Annotated in this window: 15 protein-coding genes; 6 read left to right on the forward strand and 9 right to left on the reverse strand. The window is 34.5% G+C overall.

Annotated elements, in window-relative coordinates; all coding sequences use genetic code 11:
• The first annotated feature begins 46 nt into the window (after positions 1–46).
• Positions 47–2,161 carry a TonB-dependent receptor domain-containing protein gene (locus tag HNQ00_RS02985; RefSeq protein WP_173836852.1) on the forward strand — a complete coding sequence of 705 codons (2,115 nt, stop codon included), beginning with the start codon at positions 47–49 and terminating at the stop codon, positions 2,159–2,161.
• A gap of 97 nt (positions 2,162–2,258) precedes the next feature.
• Here HNQ00_RS02985 and HNQ00_RS02990 read toward each other — a convergent pair whose 3' ends face one another.
• Together HNQ00_RS02990 and HNQ00_RS02995 are read right to left on the reverse strand one after the other, a co-directional pair.
• Entirely contained in the window at positions 2,259–2,648 is a 390-nt protein-coding gene (locus tag HNQ00_RS02990; protein ID WP_173836853.1) for a DUF2721 domain-containing protein, read from the reverse strand.
• A 91-nt stretch (positions 2,649–2,739) separates the two neighbouring features.
• Positions 2,740–3,252, reverse strand: a complete 513-nt coding sequence (locus tag HNQ00_RS02995) for a VOC family protein (protein ID WP_173836854.1) — start codon at positions 3,250–3,252, stop codon at positions 2,740–2,742.
• Positions 3,253–3,364: 112 nt separating this feature from the next.
• On the opposite strand from HNQ00_RS02995, the gene HNQ00_RS03000 reads away from it, so the two are divergent.
• Entirely contained in the window at positions 3,365–3,694 is a 330-nt protein-coding gene (locus HNQ00_RS03000; protein ID WP_173836855.1) for a winged helix-turn-helix transcriptional regulator, read from the forward strand.
• 2 nt (positions 3,695–3,696) lie between these two features.
• Here HNQ00_RS03000 and HNQ00_RS03005 read toward each other — a convergent pair whose 3' ends face one another.
• The 6 genes from HNQ00_RS03005 to htpG all read right to left on the reverse strand — a co-directional run bounded on the left by HNQ00_RS03005 (position 3,697) and on the right by htpG (position 11,391).
• The gene (locus tag HNQ00_RS03005) at positions 3,697–4,866 is read right to left on the reverse strand and encodes a DUF748 domain-containing protein (RefSeq protein WP_173836856.1); all 1,170 of its coding nucleotides are present in this window, start codon (positions 4,864–4,866) and stop codon (positions 3,697–3,699) included.
• A 410-nt stretch (positions 4,867–5,276) separates the two neighbouring features.
• Positions 5,277–5,927, reverse strand: a complete 651-nt coding sequence (locus HNQ00_RS03010) for a peroxiredoxin-like family protein (RefSeq protein ID WP_173836857.1) — start codon at positions 5,925–5,927, stop codon at positions 5,277–5,279.
• Positions 5,928–5,955: 28 nt separating this feature from the next.
• Positions 5,956–6,870 (reverse strand): hypothetical protein, encoded by a 915-nt coding sequence (locus tag HNQ00_RS03015; RefSeq protein ID WP_173836858.1) that lies wholly within the window; start codon positions 6,868–6,870, stop codon positions 5,956–5,958.
• A gap of 165 nt (positions 6,871–7,035) precedes the next feature.
• Positions 7,036–7,992, reverse strand: coding sequence for a hypothetical protein (locus HNQ00_RS03020; RefSeq protein ID WP_173836859.1), 957 nt, complete (start codon positions 7,990–7,992; stop codon positions 7,036–7,038).
• Between the two features lie 321 nt (positions 7,993–8,313).
• Positions 8,314–9,195: a hypothetical protein gene (locus HNQ00_RS03025; protein WP_173836860.1), complete on the reverse strand. Its 882-nt coding sequence runs from the start codon at positions 9,193–9,195 to the stop codon at positions 8,314–8,316.
• Between the two features lie 306 nt (positions 9,196–9,501).
• A complete protein-coding gene (gene htpG / locus HNQ00_RS03030) occupies positions 9,502–11,391 on the reverse strand; it encodes a molecular chaperone HtpG (RefSeq protein ID WP_173836861.1) in 1,890 nt (629 codons plus the stop codon).
• A gap of 180 nt (positions 11,392–11,571) precedes the next feature.
• Here htpG and HNQ00_RS03035 point away from each other — a divergent pair, with 180 nt between their 5' ends.
• The 3 genes from HNQ00_RS03035 (at position 11,572) to HNQ00_RS03045 (ending at position 13,854) form a co-directional block, all read left to right on the forward strand.
• Positions 11,572–12,048: a lipocalin family protein gene (locus HNQ00_RS03035; RefSeq protein ID WP_173836862.1), complete on the forward strand. Its 477-nt coding sequence runs from the start codon at positions 11,572–11,574 to the stop codon at positions 12,046–12,048.
• Positions 12,049–12,071: 23 nt separating this feature from the next.
• Positions 12,072–12,767 carry a YiaD family glycine zipper/OmpA-like lipoprotein gene (locus tag HNQ00_RS03040; RefSeq protein WP_173836863.1) on the forward strand — a complete coding sequence of 232 codons (696 nt, stop codon included), beginning with the start codon at positions 12,072–12,074 and terminating at the stop codon, positions 12,765–12,767.
• Positions 12,768–12,909: 142 nt separating this feature from the next.
• Entirely contained in the window at positions 12,910–13,854 is a 945-nt protein-coding gene (locus tag HNQ00_RS03045) for an ABC transporter ATP-binding protein (protein ID WP_173836864.1), read from the forward strand.
• Between the two features lie 60 nt (positions 13,855–13,914).
• Here the strand turns inward: HNQ00_RS03045 and HNQ00_RS03050 are convergent, their stop codons facing one another.
• The gene (locus tag HNQ00_RS03050) at positions 13,915–16,326 is read right to left on the reverse strand and encodes a S9 family peptidase (RefSeq protein ID WP_173836865.1); all 2,412 of its coding nucleotides are present in this window, start codon (positions 16,324–16,326) and stop codon (positions 13,915–13,917) included.
• Positions 16,327–16,523: 197 nt separating this feature from the next.
• Here HNQ00_RS03050 and HNQ00_RS03055 point away from each other — a divergent pair, with 197 nt between their 5' ends.
• Positions 16,524–17,531 carry a 3-oxoacyl-ACP synthase III family protein gene (locus HNQ00_RS03055; RefSeq protein ID WP_173836866.1) on the forward strand — a complete coding sequence of 336 codons (1,008 nt, stop codon included), beginning with the start codon at positions 16,524–16,526 and terminating at the stop codon, positions 17,529–17,531.
• Positions 17,532–17,551: the final 20 nt, after the last annotated feature.

Consider the following 17,551-nt stretch of genomic DNA (forward strand, 5'->3'; position numbering starts at 1 on the left):
CATATAATACATAACGCTGACTGATAGGGAATATGATACAATTAACATGAAAAATATTTCTTTTGCTGCCTTACTGCTTTTAGGTAGTGTCACATTTACAACAGCACAAACCACTCCTGAAAAACCAGTTGAGAAAACTACAGAGCTAGAAGAAGTAGCTATTATAAAAACTAAAAAGCTTGTAGAGCAAAAAGCAGATCGCACCATATTTAATTTTGCTGATCAGCCTAGCTTGAATACGGGCTCTGTAATGGAGGGGCTTAAAAAATTACCAGGTTTGATCGCTTCTGATATTGCAGGAATGATGTATCAAGGAAAACAACTAGATGTTTTTATGGATGGTCGTCCTTTGAATATTTCTACAAACGAATTAAACGCTTTTCTCGAAGGAATGCCAGCTAATGCTATCGAAAAAATCGAAATCATAACACAGCCGGGAGCCGAGTTTCAAGCAACTTCTGGTGGAGCAATCTTGAACATTATCACTAATAGAAATGCTAAAAATTATTTGAGTGCCACGTATTCTAATAGCACTAGTTTTACTAACTACGACGATTTACGCTGGAGATTAAATAATAGTGTGTTGCTAAACGCTAAGAATAAGTACTTTGGTTGGCAGCTAAATTTAGGACAAAGCTATCGAGAAAGTGCTAACTGGAACACATTAGAGAAGCAATTAGAAAATGAAAACGCATTACTTTCTGCAACAAATGCAGATCGAGTAGGGAGAAACAACTACCTTAAATCAGCTTTGACATTTGATATAGGAAAAGACAGGTTGCTTTTAAATTATGATATTACCAAAAATAATAATGATAGCTACACCTTAGGAAACGGTGTGGGCTTTACAACAAATGATGCCTCAGTGAATTCAGGCTTGCGCCAAGATGCCGTAGTTACCTACCAGAAGAAATTTGATGATCCTGCTCAAAAATTAGAATTTAAATTTAATTACAACAATAACAATAATGATTTTGCATTAAGCCCTATTGGTAGCAACGTGGCAACACTCGCTAATACATCTAATCAAAATTTATACAATGCAAAAGTGGATTATTCGCAACCAATAAAGTTTTCAGATGAGGGAAAACTAAGCTTTGGAGCCTTATATGAAGAGCTATTATTTGAGGCAGCAAGTAAAGGAATTACAAATTTAGATTACACTCGAAAAACGGCAGCATCATATATTGAAGTGCAATCTAAATTTAATAAAATGAATTTTGTTGTAGGTGGTCGCGCAGAAAACTACAATATCACAGGAAACACAGATGTAGCGGAACTCACCTCATTCAAGCAATTTCGCTTTTTCCCTAATGCAAGTGCGCAATATAACTTTAGTAAAATGGTGAATTTTAATGTGAATTACAACAAGAAGATTACGTTGCCAAGCACCTCTTCACTGAATCCCAACAATACAAATTACCAAAATCCAAATATAGATTACTCTGGAAACCCAAACTTACAGCCTACGATTTACAATAATTATGAGGCAAAAATTAGTGCTTTTGACTATGCTTTTATTAGCTATAGTATTAGTTCGGCTAAGAATCAGGTGATCAATAGAGTGAGTTTGCAAGATGATGTCGTAATTAATACTAACGAAAATTTAGAAGCGATAAAAATTCATAATTTCAGTATGGGGATGCCTATTCCTTATATGTTGTTTACTAAAGGGCTAGCCGAGACGATGAAGATGAATGTCAACCCTGATACGATGAACTTTTTATATGTGTATGCAGGATATCAATATCACGAAATTCCTAAGGTGGATACAAAAGGATTTTGGATGTTTAACCTAATGTCACAGTTAGTTTTACCTCAAAAAATAAAGTTTGTAGCTACTTATAGTTATATCGTCCCAAAAGGGAATTACTTTTATTTTATTGCAGTGAAGCCTTTTAGAAATTCGTTAGATCTTAACTTTTCTAAGAAATTTTTAAAAGATCAGCTTACGCTATCGGTCTACGCCGATGATATCTTAAATGTAAATCGGAACGCGTTCAACTCCTACCAAACCCCATTGTTAATTAGCAATAAAACAGATACGCGTAGATTTGGTTTTAGCATCAACTATAAGATCCCTACTAAAAATAAATTAGCTAAGGAAACACCAAGTTTGCTAAACAATGAGAAAAAAGAAGAAAGCGGTCTTGTAAACTAAGCTTCTTAGTAGAATGACAAATAGAAAAGAGCTGTAAATTTATTTTACAGCTCTTTTTTTTATTAAAGTGGTTTGATATGATTTGTCTCAATTGTTGTTACGAAATCAAATCGCTTAAATGTACTTGTAATGCTTTTACTGAGATACTGATTTCCCAGAAGGATAGTGCCAGAGAAACGAGCAAACTAAAGAGACTAAAACCAAAAAAATAGAGCCCGACAATTTGAAAGTCAAAAAACAAAACCAACATGGTAAACACTGATAAAAATAAGCTTGCTACTCCAAAAAGTTGCATGTAGCGTATCAAGGTGAGTCGCAAGTTGAGGTTGGCTATTTCGATAAGAATACTTTTATTTTCTTTCTCATCATATTTTTTTTTTAATCCCCGCACTATTGTTGCAATTGTCAAGAATCGATTAGTATATGCTAATAGAATTAATGATGTTGCAGAGAACAGTAGGGCAGGAGTTTCAATATGTAATGTCATAAACTGTTTTTTGGTTACAATCAAAGATAGCTTTTTCTATCAATTATTATAAATAGTTTCTTTAACAATTATAGAACAGCTCTTTAGGTTTTTATTTTGCGTAAGCGCCAGAAGAATAGGTTAATTCGTAACTGTGGGTGTATACTTCAAATACAATCCCGAATGGATCTTCGACATAACACATTTGGTACGGTTTATCATTGGGATAATACGAGCGAATAGGCATTCTTTGTTTACCACCGTTAGCGACAATTTTTTCAACTAATGCTTCGATATTTGGATCTTGAATGCAAAAGTGGAAAAGACCGGTTTGAAACGGATTAAATGGAACGGCTTCTTTTACGCCATTAGGGAACGAAAATAACTCAACGCCAGTTCCGTCAGAAGTCGATAAGTGTGCAATTTCGAATGTCTCCCAATCCTCACCAAAAACATCAATGCACATTTGGCCAATAGCAGTTTCCTTCTCTTTGGTTACAGTTGAAGGTTCCATGATTACGTACCAGCCCATTACTTCAGAGTAGAATTGAACGGCTTTTTTAATATCAGGAACTGTAAGTCCAATGTGTGAGAAAGATTTTGGATAAGTGTTATCTGTTGTCATAATGTATTGTTTTAGAGTACAAAATTACGTTACATTTGCAAGAGCCACAATAACTTACACAAAAGTAGCATAGTTACTTAAAGGAGTAATTTGCTAATTTACAAGAACTTATATGAGTAAAATAATCGAAAATAATAGTTGTCCGCTTCATTATACAATGAACTTAATAGGTACTAAGTGGAAACCGTTAGTGCTATTTCATTTATTAAATGGGGCTTTACGTTCCGGTGTTTTGCAAGGGGAAGTAAAAGGAATTTCGAATAAAATGTTTACAGAAACCGTGCGTGAATTAGAAAAGGACGGACTTATATCTAGAAAAGTTTTCCCGGTCGTTCCACCAAAAGTAGAATATGCGCTTACTAAAAGAGGCCAATCACTAGAAGCTATTTTAAGAAGCTTAGATCAATGGGGAGTAGATGATGAGAAAAAGCAGGATATTTAAGGCTACTTTCTCTGCTCTCTTCTTTCAGCGCGCTTTTCTTTTCTTTCTTCGCGTCGTTCTTTTCTAAGTTCTTTTTTATCTGTGGGCTTGTTAGCATCTCTAAAAGCGTCTTTGAATGAAATTTCGTTGTCTGTTTCTCCTTTGAATCCCTTGATCCATCCGTTTTGAATAATACTTATAAAAGTGGCCCAGCTGCTCGTTTTCACCTCTTTTAAATCACCTTCAATTGGGATTTTCAGCGCTAAGGTATCTGTTCTCTGGTTTTTTAAAACAAATTTAAAGAAACCAACAAAACCTTCCCAAATCGTTTCTAGTATTCCATCTTCTTTTCCTATTAATTTACTGTGAGAAAGCAATGGTTTTATGTATCCTTTTAAATACCCATCAGCAATGGCAATTTCACTATACAGTTCAAATTTTCCTTTGTCAAAATCAATCCCTACATAGTGATTGGTAAGATCGTTTAGAGCTGTCGCATCAGCTGATTTTAATGCAAGTGACAAATCCATATCGGGAATTTGCTTGATTAAATTAATGTTTCCATCTATGTTTATAGTTCCATTTCCAAAAGAAACTCCCGTCGCTTTAAAGGGAGATGGCAATGTTTTATCAACACTCGCTACATTTCTTAGATTGTCTGCATACATTTCGAGTTTTGTAATTTGTAAATCGATGTTAGGCTCTGCTTGTAATTGTACAAATGCTAACTTGCCTTTGTGGATTTCAAAATGGTTGATGTCAATTGGGACAATATTAGTTAATGCTTTTGTCCAATCCTCAACGTCAGCATCTGAGGTTTTTTGTTTTTGATCTTCAAATATGTAGATCACTTCTGGACTTGCCATTATAATTTCGCTTACAATCTTACCTTTCAAAATAGACTTCCATTCGATCGAAATATCAGTTTGAGGGAAGTTTAAAAATTTCACCTGCGTTTTTGCCGTCCCCTTGTTGAGGTATAGTCCGTTTAAGACATAGGCACCTCGATATAAGTTGATTTCTACATCTTCTACATGACCATAATAACCTGGAATAGTGGCTAGCGTTTTATTAATTTGGTTTTTAACCAGGGTAGGTAAGTATATTCTAAAAGCGATTAGTAAAAGAATTACGAATGCTGTAATTTGGTATTTCTTCTTGCGATAAAATGGCCTCGATGCACTATTATTCATGGTATTTAAATTTTAGTAAAAGTATTTTATATAGCGCATCGATACGTTATAGCTTATTTTTTTAATCTTACATAATTAAAAGCTAAACGGTTATTCATCCCTGGGGTATCGTAAATGGTATTTATTGACTATGCATAACTATTTACATAGGTGTGAATTATTCACTGTATTTGATTATGTAATTATTGAAACACCGCTTATTCTCCATAGCTCCGATTGTCCTGAAGCGTCGAAGGAAACCTTTTTATTTCTTTTTTAGAAACGTAATGATTGTAGCAAATAACGAGAGTAGAAGTTCTTGAAAAATAATTCTTGATGCTTCAAAAAAAATCCCGCAAACTGTAATTTTGCAGGATTAGGTGTAACTTTTAATTTGGCACACTATTGCTAATTCTATAAAGTGCGCTTTTTTAAACCAATTTTTTAAGCGCTTCAATAATTTCTTCTGGTTCAGAGCGTGTTCTATAATCGACATTAACATAGTTCCATACTACGATGCCATCTTTGTTTATGATGAAAGTGGCTGGAATAGGGAGTACCGTTCCGTTTCCATTATTTATTTGTTGCAAGTCTAAGTTTCTATCCTTACGCATGTGCTCGAGCAAAAACTCTGGAACCTCCCAAGCAACACCATATTGAGAAGCTACTGTTGCATTTTGATCGGATAGAACGGTAAAGTTCATTTCGCTAATTTCAGATTTGGTCAAAGAACCATCAGGAACTTGTGGACTTATAGCAACGAGTGTCGCACCTAGTACTTGAATCTCATCCAATCTGGCTTGCAACGCTCTTAATTGCAAATTACAATACGGACACCAATCACCGCGGTAAAAAGTAACAACAACAGGCCCTTTTTCTACTAAATCGCTTAGTGAGATTAGATTTTCTTGTTGATTAGGTAGCTCAAAGTTTACCGCTACATCTCCTATTTTTAAAGCATTTGCACCTTGCTCAAATTCTTTTGCTTTGGCAATTTCGATATCGACTCCTTTCATAAAATCAGGATTGGCTTGGCGTCCTGCTTCCATTTTAGCGTTGGTTTGTTCTTTTAATGTTTTCATTGTATGTTGTAATTGTCTGCGGGTGTGTTTATTTCATTAATTGGAGTTCTTCTCTTTTTGCTTCGTCTGAGGTCTTTTTTTGTTCCCAATAAGGTTCATTTATGCTCTTTTTCAAAGTTGCTTTTGTGATCAGTCCGTCACCGTCATCTTCTGTCCAAGATGCAATTTTGTACGGAAACGTTTTTTGAACATCAATTGTCACCTTTCGATCATATTTAGCATATTGAATAGTATAAGTAAATAGCGTATCAGATTCAGTTTTACTAATTACGGCTTTCGTAGCCTCTAATTTTTTATAAAAAAAGCGACTGTAAACCGTTGAGAATATCATGTCTACTTCGCCAAGAGGAAGCTGTGCTTTGTTAATTCGTAAACGGGTCATTAGCTCTTCTTCAAGTAGTGCAATAGGCAGGTCTTTCTCTGTATCACCATCGGCTTCAAAATAAGAGAATTGCTTCATATGGTACTTATTTTTACCCAGATTGAACTGTGTAAAAGTATGACCACACCATTCTTGAATACTTGTATTTGATTTTAAAGTATGTGGATATCGGCTTAGATCAACAGGCGTAAAGGTAGAGCTCACAATAGAATAATCATAAATACCAGTTGTGAATTTTCTAACTTGATTTAGTTTCATCACTGAGATATTGTCTTTTCCTGCTTTTTCGGGATCGTCTAATTTGACTTGTTTTTTTATCGAGAAGGGTTCTGTTACAAATACAAGCACTACTTCGCCCTTGCGTATTTCGCCATAGCGAGATTGTTCTAGTTCATAACTGCTTAATTCTGCTTTACCAGAATACCAATACTCATTAAATTCCTTGGTTAAAGGGGTACTGCTTTTTATGCTGTCTTGATCTTTAGGTACTTTTTGATCTGATTGACAACTGAATAAAGTGACGATGCTTAGGCAGCAGAAGACTTTTAGAAATGTATTCATGGTATCTATTTTATTGCGATAATTTAAAGGTAAAAGCAGCGCTGATGAAGTAATTCACAAGATACGTAAAGTAATTTAAAACAATTTCATGCTATCAATCGTAACGGAGTTATGTATCGTTGTAGGCGGTAAATATTCTAGCAATGATGTTTTTTGAAAAATTACTTAATCTAAATATTCTGTAGGGAACATTAGCGTTCTAGGTGTAACATATTGATAATCTATAAATAATAAGTTTTTACCAAAGGTTACTCCATCCAAATAGCCACAACCTTTCTCAAAAGTTTGATAGGGACGAACGTCTACTTCTTTGCCCTGTTTATCTTTGTATACAACGAGAAGACGATTTGCTTTATAGGAAACATCGAATATTTCAGGTAAAACAGGGTCGTCGCTAAAGGCACCTTGACCCATTACTTCTGCACAAATAAAACATCTCTGTCCTACTTCTTCACTGTTTGCTTTTTTTGCTAATTTAGGTAAGTTCTCTTGTAATTTATCTTCGTCTAGAGATGTGTTTACAATTTTTAAATTACTGTCATATACATATATTTTTGAATTTTTAGTAGTTGTGAAATACAGGTTTTTGTTTGAAGATCGATCAAATATTAAATCGGGTTCTGCAAATTTACCTGCTATTGCTGCAGGTAAATTTTTAGTGTTTTGTAATAAAATATAACTATCGTAGTCTAATTTACCAACAATGTACTTGTTCTCAATCTTAGATTTGGGATCCAATAAGGTTATGTTTTCAAAATTTATGTAATGTAGTGATAGCGATATCTTTTCATTGTTTTTTAAGTCTATTAATACCGATTTTTTATTGTTGTTAAAATGGTAAAACCGTTGATTGTTTACCATAATTTCAGTAATATATGACCCTGGAGATTTTTGCTGAGTTCCTTTTTCCAAGTCGAAAATTAATTCGTTATCAAGAGCAACATAATCTAAGTCGCCTAAAATTCTTATACGTTTGTATTTAGGTTTGATAATGGTATTTTGAGTAGAATCAACAACACCCCAGAGACTGTTGTGTTTAAAGGGCATGTATTTTTTTTTATTTTGTGAGTTGGCGTTCATTACAAAAAGTAGTAAGAACGATATTATTAGCAGCTTTTTCATTTTTTTTGGTATTTAAAGGGTCAAGTTGGATTGGCGAATTATTCTCCGTTTTGCAATTTCAGAAAACTTTCTGAAGTTTCAAAAGTATTTTTGTTATTGATTTAACCAAAAGTGAAATCTGTTGCGTTTTAAGATCTCGATATCGGGAAGAACGTTCTTATATAAATCAGTCGCTACGCTACAAAAAAAAAGACCCGCAAATTTTCATTTACGGGTCTTAATTTTATTTGCTTATGTTCTTCCTATGATAGGATGGGGAAAGTAATTATTTAATCATTTCAAATTTCGAGCTTTCATTTCGTCTTCAAGAATTTCACTTGTTTAATCAAAATATTCACTAATGTCTTTCCATGCTACCCAGTTGTCAATTGTATCGATTATCAGTCCTTGATATCCTAAATTATATAAGATTATCAATTGTAAAGCCTTGATCACAGGCTCCATAATGAGTATTACCTCTTCTCCTGATTTTTTAATTTGACCAGAGTGGACGGTCTGATCTCTCATCTTCTTTACATCTTTTAACTGTGATATTAGTTGCTGTGACTTATACTTTTTCTCAACTATAAATTTTTCTATTCTCGACATTAAACTTTCTTGATTCATAGATATTTTTAGATTCGCACCTAAGACTCCATTTTCGTCCTTGAATCCACTTTCTTTCTTCCAATCCTTAAAAACTTTCATTATTTTACTTTGTAAGCTTAATAAATCATCAGACAATTCATTAGATTTACTCCAATAAACAGCTGAACACTCCCAAGCTTGCATAAGTTTTAAAACTCGATCTTCTACAAAATCCTTTCGTGTCTTATTCAAAAAATCTATTACTATGTAAAATTCCCTCTTTTCTTCCCCACTGAGTTTGAACCATACAGATAATGTACTTTTCAAAAAAATAGAGATTTCCCCATCAGGTATAATTTGAAAACCGGCATTAATACCGTTTTGCATTGTTCTGTTGACGACTCTTTCATTTTTACCTGACCAGAAAGAATGTTTGTCGAAGATTATTCTCGTTCCTAAAGCAAGTGATAGTAAATTTCTTATATCAAGTGCAAGTTGGAGAGTTTGATCTTCATTTTGCTTTGCAACAATTGTGAGAAGTGAATAGTTGCCTTTATCATAACTAATCTTTTCAATGTTAACTAGTTGATTTTGAAAGATGAATTTAACGTCAAACGTATTCGAATAATTTTTCAATAAAAATTCGCTCTTATCTACTATTATTCCGCATCTATTTTAATCAGATTGTCTTATTTATTTTCCAGGTAATTTAACCTTAACGTATTTCTCAAATATATTTAATTTTTCTTACAAAAAAATCTTTTGGAATTTAAAAGTTCAAAAATAGCCCCGATAGCAGTGGAAATCCTTTGCTGTGGCGCTAGCCAAAAGTAAAGATTGCAACGAATAGCGGGAGGGAACTTCTTATGAAAATTATTCGTTCTGCTCCAAAAAAAAAGCTGGCCAATGAAGGACAGCTTTTAGTGTAGCTTGATGCTGGTATTATTTGATCATTTCAAAACTACGTTTCACAAAAGCAGTTAATGCTTCTCCTTTAAGAAGGTTTTGAGATAATTTAGCTAAGTCTAGCGCTTGTTTTACTAAGTGCTCTTGGCTTGGTTTGTCTGTTGTGTTTAAAATTGTAGACGCTAATGGCGAGTTGGTATTTACCACTAGATTGTACATCTCTGGCATATTACCCATCCCGAACATTCCGCCACCACCACCTGACTGGCTCATCTCTTTCATTCTACGCATGAATTCTGGTTGCGTGATGATAAAAGGAGCTGCTTGGCTGTCCATAGCTTCTAGTTGTACTGTATAGGTTTGTTTAGGAACGATTGTTTCTAAAACTGTTTTTAAACCTGTTTGCTCTTCTTCTGATAATTTCGAAATTGTAGTTTCGTCTTTTTTGATTAAGTTATCAATATGGTCAGAATCTACACGTACAAAAGTGATATCGCTGTTATCTCCTTCGATTTTTTGAATCAAGTGTGAGATAATAGGAGAGTCAAGTAACAATACTTCGTATCCTTTTTCTTGTGCTGTCTCGATGTAAGAGTGTTGCGCTTCTTTATTTCCAGCGTATAAAACAACTAGCTTACCATCTTTATTAGTCTGCTTATCTTTTAAATTCTCTTTCAATTCTTCAAGCGTGAAGTATTTGTTGTCTACCGTTGGGTATAAAACAAAGGCGCCAGCTTTTTCATAGAATTTATCTTCAGATAGCATTCCGTATTCAAGAACGATTTTAATGTCATTCCATTTAGCTTCAAAGTCAGCACGGTTTTCAGTAAATAAAGATTTCAATTTATCAGCTACTTTACGAGTGATATAATTCGAAATTTTCTTTACAGCACCATCTGCTTGCAATCCTGAACGAGAAACATTCAAAGGAATATCTGGCGAGTCTACTACTCCACGTAGCATCATCAAGAATTCAGGTACAATTCCTTCTACGTTATCTGTAACGTAAACTTGGTTTTGGTACAACTGAATTTTATCTTTTTGGATTTGTAAATCACCACTTAATTTAGGGAAGTACAAAATACCAGTAAGGTTGAATGGGTAATCTACATTTAAGTGAATGTGAAATAAAGGCTCTTCAAATTGCATAGGATACAATTCATGGTAGAACGTTTTATAGTCTTCGTCATTTAAATCAGTAGGTTGTTTTGTCCAAGCTGGGTTAGGATTGTTGATGATATTATCAACTTCTACCGTTTCAGCAACAGCATCTTCAGGAGCATCTTCGGCTTTAGGTAACGTTTCTGTTTTTGTTCCAAATTTAATTGGAATAGGCATGAACTTGTTGTACTTATTTAAAAGTTCCTTGATTTTTGACTCTTCAAGAAATTCTAATGAATCTTCAGCGATGTGCAAGATAATCTCAGTACCACGTGTTGTTTTGTCAGCTGGTTCAAGAGAGAACTCTGGGCTACCATCACAAATCCAGTGTGCGGCTGGCTCGTCTTTATACGACTTAGTGATAATCTCCACCTTTGAAGCTACCATAAAAGCCGAGTAGAAACCAAGACCAAAATGACCAATAATACCAGAATCTTTTGCAGTGTCTTTGTATTTTTCTAAAAATTCTTCAGCACCAGAAAAAGCCAGTTGGTTAATGTATTTCTCAACTTCATCAGATGTCATTCCGATTCCTTGATCGATCAGGTGCAATTTCTTAGCTTCTTTATCAATTTTTACTTCGATAACTGGGTTGCCATATTCTACTTTGGCTTCGCCAATATTTGTTAGATGTTTTAATTTTAAAGTTGCATCTGTCCCATTCGAAATCAATTCACGTAAAAATATTTCGTGATCGCTATAAAGGAACTTTTTGATTAATGGGAAGATGTTTTCTACCGATACATTAATTTTTCCTGTTGTCATATTTAAATTTATTAGGGTTTTACAATCTGAAATACAACATTCAAATAGAATACCAATAGCCATTTAAGTGACAAATTGGCGTAAATGTTAATTTTACAACAATTAAAATCAATTTTGATACGTTGTACAGGCCTTAGCATTGTATCTTTGTCTCAGTTAAATAATAAAAAGAAAACCAAAATGAAAAAACTAATTTTTTTAGCGGCAGTAGCAGTAATGCTTTTCTCGTGCAAGTCTGCATCAGTTGCCAATACACAATTAAATAGAGATTCTCAAGTCGCTGTAAAAGGAGAGTGGACTATTACATCTGTTAATTATCCAGGATCAGAAGTTATAAAAGTAAATTCATTCCAGCTTGCCGATTCAAAATGTTTTGTAGGTAGTACTTGGAAATTTATTTCGAATAATAATAAAGGGGAAATGGCTTTAACTAGCTATGACTGTCCTGCTTTTAGTTCACCTATTACATGGTACATCAATAAAGAAGGACAATTTATATTAAAAGTACTTGACGCTGGTGAAAAAGCTAAAAAAGTAAGAGATGGTTACATTTTGAATGTTGCTAATCAAACAGAAACTTCTTTTCAGTTAGTTGACAAAATCAACGTAGGTGGTAAAATGACTGATGTAGTATACCAATTCCAAAAATCAAACTAATAAAATAAAATAAAAATCAAATTATGAAAAAGATATCTATACTTTCATTGTCACTAGTTATGGCTATGGGATCAATGTTTACAAGTTGTGAAGCAGTAAAAAATACAAATAACACTCAAAAAGGTGCTGGAATAGGTGCTGTTGCAGGAGCTGTCTTGGGTGGGGTTTTAGGTAACAACTTAGGAAAAGGTGGTAATGGTGCTGTAGGTGCTGTACTTGGTGGTGTTGTAGGTGGTGTTGCCGGTGGAGTTATTGGTAACAAAATGGACAAACAAGCAAGACAAATTGATCAAGCTATTCCAGGTGCTGAGGTTGAAAGAGTAGGAGAGGGAATCAAATTAGTATTGAATGAAAATGCAGTACGTTTTGATACTAGCAAATCTACTTTAACCGCTGCTGCAAAAGCGAATCTTGACAAATTAATTCCTGTTTTTCAGGAGTACGCAGAAACTAATATTACAATTTTTGGATATACTGATAGTACAGGTCCAGCAGATTTTAACTTGAAACTATCGGGTGAAAGAGCGGCTTCAGTACGTAATTATTTAATATCTAAAGGATTAAATACAGGAAGATTTACTGTAACAGGTATGGGAATTGCTGATCCAATTGCTTCTAACGAAACTACTTCTGGTAGAGCTGAAAATCGTCGTGTTGAGTTTGCTATTACTGCAAACGAAAAAATGCTACAAGAAGCGCAACAAGAAGCGGGACAATAAGCAACGTTCTTGTTTTTACAACATACAAAAAGTCGTTTCATTCTAAATGGAACGACTTTTTTTTATTTTAATTAGTATTTACTTTCAATATTTTCTATGAAAGAAATCTATCTTTGTACTCTCAAAATTTCATATTATACAAATGCTTCAAGTTCAAAACATCTCTTTTGGTTACGATGAAAAACCGGTTTTAAAAAGTATTAATTTCTCTGTCGAGAAGGGGCAAAACGTGGCCATAATAGGAGAAAGCGGTTGCGGAAAAAGTACCTTGCTAAAACTGATTTATGGTTTGTATGATCTTAATGAAGGAACTATAACATGGGGAAATAGAAAGATAACTGGTCCTAAATATCACCTCGTTCCTGGAATGCCTTTTATAAAATACCTAGCGCAGGATTTTGATTTAATGCCTTATACTACTGTTGCAGAGAATGTAGGGAAGTTTTTATCGAATAGTGCTAATAGCAATAAGAAAGAGCGCGTACAGCAATTACTGGAAATGGTAGAAATGACCGAGTTTGCTCATGTGCAAGCCAAGTATTTAAGTGGAGGACAACAACAACGAGTGGCTCTAGCGAGAGTATTAGCGCAAGAACCGGAAATTTTGTTACTGGACGAACCTTTTAGTCACATTGATAATTTTAGAAAAAACGCATTACGACGCAATTTATTTGCCTACTTGAAGGGACAAAGAATTACCTGTATTGTTGCAACCCACGATAGTACCGATGCGCTTTCCTATTCTGATGAAACAATTGTTTTACAAAAAGGGGTGCTAATTGATAAAGCTAATTCCTTTAGTTTGTACAATAATCCTATTAATAAATATGTAGCTTCTTTGTTTGGGGAAGTAAACGAACTATATCTTTCTGAGCTAGTGCCACTAGAGGAGGAGGATAAAGTGTTGTTGCTGTATCCTAACCAACTTAAAGTTGTGGATAGCGGTTTGCTACAAGCTGTCGTGAAACAATCGTACTTCAAGGGAGGATATTACTTAGTGAAAGCAGTTTATGATCGCCGGGTGTTATTTTTTGAACACGATAGTCCGCTTGCGGCAAATGAGATAGTTACATTAATGATGTCATAAAAAAAAGCCTCAAATTTTATTTGAGGCTTTTTCATTTATAATTTTGTCCAACTAATTAAGTTAGTTTTTCAAGTATTTTTCTAAGAATTGATCTTGCTCCCATAACAGGTGTAAGATGTTTTCTTTGGCTGCATAGCCATGAGATTCTTTAGGTAAAATAACCATTCTCGCTGGTGCTCCTAAACCTTTTAAGGCCTGAAAATAGCGTTCTGTTTGCAAGGTAAACGTGCCTGGGTTATTGTCTGCTTCACCGTGAACTAGCAATAATGGTGTTTTCATTTGCTTGGCATTCATAAAAGGCGACATCGTATTGTAAATCTCTGGTGCTTCCCAATAGTTACGTTGCTCAGATTGAAAACCAAAAGGAGTAAGCGTTCTATTGTATGCGCCACTTCTTGCAATTCCGCAGGCAAATAAATCAGAATGTGTCAATAAATTAGCAGTCATAAAAGCACCATAAGAGTGTCCACCTACAGCGACCTTTTTTCTATTGATATATCCTAACGCATCAACCGCATCGATTGCCGCTTCAGCATTAGCAACTAACTGTTCGATAAAAGTGTCATTAGGCTCTGTTGTTCCTTCACCTATGATTGGGAAGGCAGCATCATCAAGTACTACATATCCTTTAGTTACCCAGTAAACAAACGATCCATAATATGGAAATGTGAATTCGTTTGGATTTTGGTCGGTTTGTCCTGCTGAATTTTTGTCTTTGTATTCTGTTGGGTAGGCCCAAATCAACAATGGTAATTTTTCTTTCTTCTTTTTGTCATAGCCTGCAGGCAAATACAATGTTCCAGAAAGTTGTACGCCGTCTTTTCTTTTATATTGAATCAATTCTTTGCTTACATTTTTAATGCTTTCGAACGGATTTGCAAACGTTGTGATTGGCGTTAAAGCGTCTTTTTTATTAATGTTTCTAAAATAGTAATTAGGATACTCATTTTTAGATTGGATTTTTACCAGTACTTCTCCTTTTTTAAAGTCTTCGATAGACAATAAATCTTCTTTTTTGTCCTTGTAAGTTGAGGTGTACAATCTTTTTGTTTGTAGGCTCTTGATATTGAATTCATCTATAAAAGGAAATTGACCTTCTTTAGTAAATCCGTCTCCTAGTAAAAACAAATTGTTGTTTTCGATAGCTAAAACATTTTTACCATAGCTATTTTTTACCGTTTCAAAGTTTCCAGGATCAGCATAAATATCTTGCGAGTTTCTATCTGAGATTACTTTTGGCTCTTGTGAAGCATCTGAAGGATTGAATAAATAGGTTTTAGTATTACGCGTATCATACCATTGGTCAAATGCAACTGCTGTTGTCGCATTTCCCCAAATAATGCCACCGTAACGCTGTTTGGTTTTTAAGATTTCTGTTGGTTGTTGGTCAAAAGGTGCTTTCCACTCCATAACCACATCTCTGTACTCGACTTTGTTTTCAGGATTTCCTTCATCAAGCGCTTCCACAAAATATAAAGTTGCTGCTTCGTCGTTTCTCCAGTTCATGCTTCTTTTTCCTGTGCGTGTTGCCATAAAACCTTTAGGCATGATTTCGTTTAACGGCATTTCGTTTACGACCTTTATTTCATTTCCTTCTAGATCATAAACAACGGTCTTAGATGGAAAACGGCTAAGCGGAACGATGTATGAAAATGGTTTTAAAATAGTACTCACCATTAAATACTTTCCGTCAGGAGAAAAATTCTCTCCAGCATATAAACCAGCTCCTTTGTATAATGTTTTTGATCCGTTTAGGTTTACTTTATATAATTCAGCAGTTAAAACGTTTTCAAAATTAGCTTCGTCAGTTTTGTTTTTTAATAAATCTTGATACGTTCTATTTTGTGAGATAGAACCGGTAGCATTAGAAACGATTGGTCCAGTAGGCAAGTTTTTCTTTCCGTCTAATAAAGCGGGTCTGTTCACAAGTAACATTTTAACTAAAATGTTCTCGTTGTCATTGTACCAGCTAAAAGGATTTCCCAGGTTTGCATTTACACTATCTTCTGTAAGCTTTTTTGCTTTCGCAGAAGCGACATCTACTACCCATAAGGCCACCCCAGTTTCAGAAGTGTTTGAAAAAGCAATTTTTTTCTCGTCAGGAGACCAAGAGATATTGCTAATCTTAGCGTTCTCAGGCAAACCGCTTATTTGCGTTTCGGCTTTGTCTTTAATTTTTCTAAGCTTGATATTGTTGCTGTAGGTTGTTGTACTCGAAATATTTGTCACAGGATTGATTCGCAGTCCTCCAAGGCGCATTTCATCTTGATTTAAATCGTCTAATGTTTTGTACGTGTTTCTATACATGAGTAGCATGTACTCTTTTTTAGTATCCATAGAAACAGAAGGAGCGCGTTCATAATCTACTAAATCCATTATGGATTTTGACGGTTTCTGGTAGGTTACATTCTCTTGTGCAAAAGAATGAATGCTTATTCCTAAAAAGAGAAGCAGAGTCGTTTTAAGTCTCATAAGTAAGTTTTTGGGTTAGGGATTAAAAGTTATTTGTCGGTTTTCTTGGTTAATTGTTACAGCGGTGTAGGCTATATTTGTAATTTTAAGCTGTAGTTTGCTTTAATAAATCGTTATTTGCTAAAAAATCAGTAATTTGTAACTATATAATTTAAAGTATGCTTAAATTTGCAAACTTATTTTAATAAAACAATAATATGTATCATTCAAAAATTGCAGGATTAGGATATTATGTTCCTTCAAATGTTGTCACAAACGATGATTTGTCAAAAATCATCGATACTAATGACGAGTGGATTCAAGAAAGAACAGGAATTCAAGAAAGAAGGCATGTAATAAGAGGAGAAGATACTACTACTTCAATGGGTGTCAAAGCAGCAGAAATTGCTATTGAACGCGCAGGAGTGGCTAAGGAAGATATCGATTTTGTGGTTTTTGCTACACTAAGTCCTGATTATTATTTTCCAGGACCTGGAGTTTTAGTACAACGTGATTTAGGTTTAAGAACAGTGGGAGCGCTTGACGTGAGAAACCAATGTTCGGGTTTTATATATGCATTGTCTGTTGCTGATCAATATATCAAAACAGGAATGTACAAGAACATATTAGTGATAGGATCAGAGGTACATTCTACAGGTTTAGACATGACGTCTAGAGGTCGTAGTGTTTCTGTAATCTTTGGTGATGGAGCAGGAGCTGCAGTATTGAGTAGAGAAGAAGACTTGACTAAAGGGATTCTTTCTACACATTTACACTCAGAAGGGCAACATGCAGAAGAGCTAGCGCTTATCGCACCGGGAATGGGAGCAAGATGGGTAACTGATATTATTGCCGATAACGATCCAGAAGATACTAGCTATTTCCCTCATATGAATGGGCAGTTTGTATTTAAAAATGCAGTAGTGCGTTTTGCTGAGGTTATTAACGAAGGATTAGAAGCTAATGATTTAAAAGTTTCTGATATTGATATGTTGATTCCGCATCAAGCCAACTTGAGAATTTCTCAGTATATCCAAAAGAAATTTGAATTGAGCGATGACCAAGTTTTCAATAACATTCAAAAATACGGTAATACAACCGCTGCATCTATTCCAATTGCTTTAACTGAAGCTTGGGAAAACGGCAAAATTAAATCTGGAGATACAGTAGTTTTGGCTGCTTTTGGAAGTGGATTTACTTGGGCTAGTGCCATTATCAAGTGGTAATAAATTTATACTAAGTTTTT

This window comes from Flavobacterium aeripolare, assembly GCF_013294025.1.
GTDB lineage: Bacteria > Bacteroidota > Bacteroidia > Flavobacteriales > Flavobacteriaceae > Flavobacterium.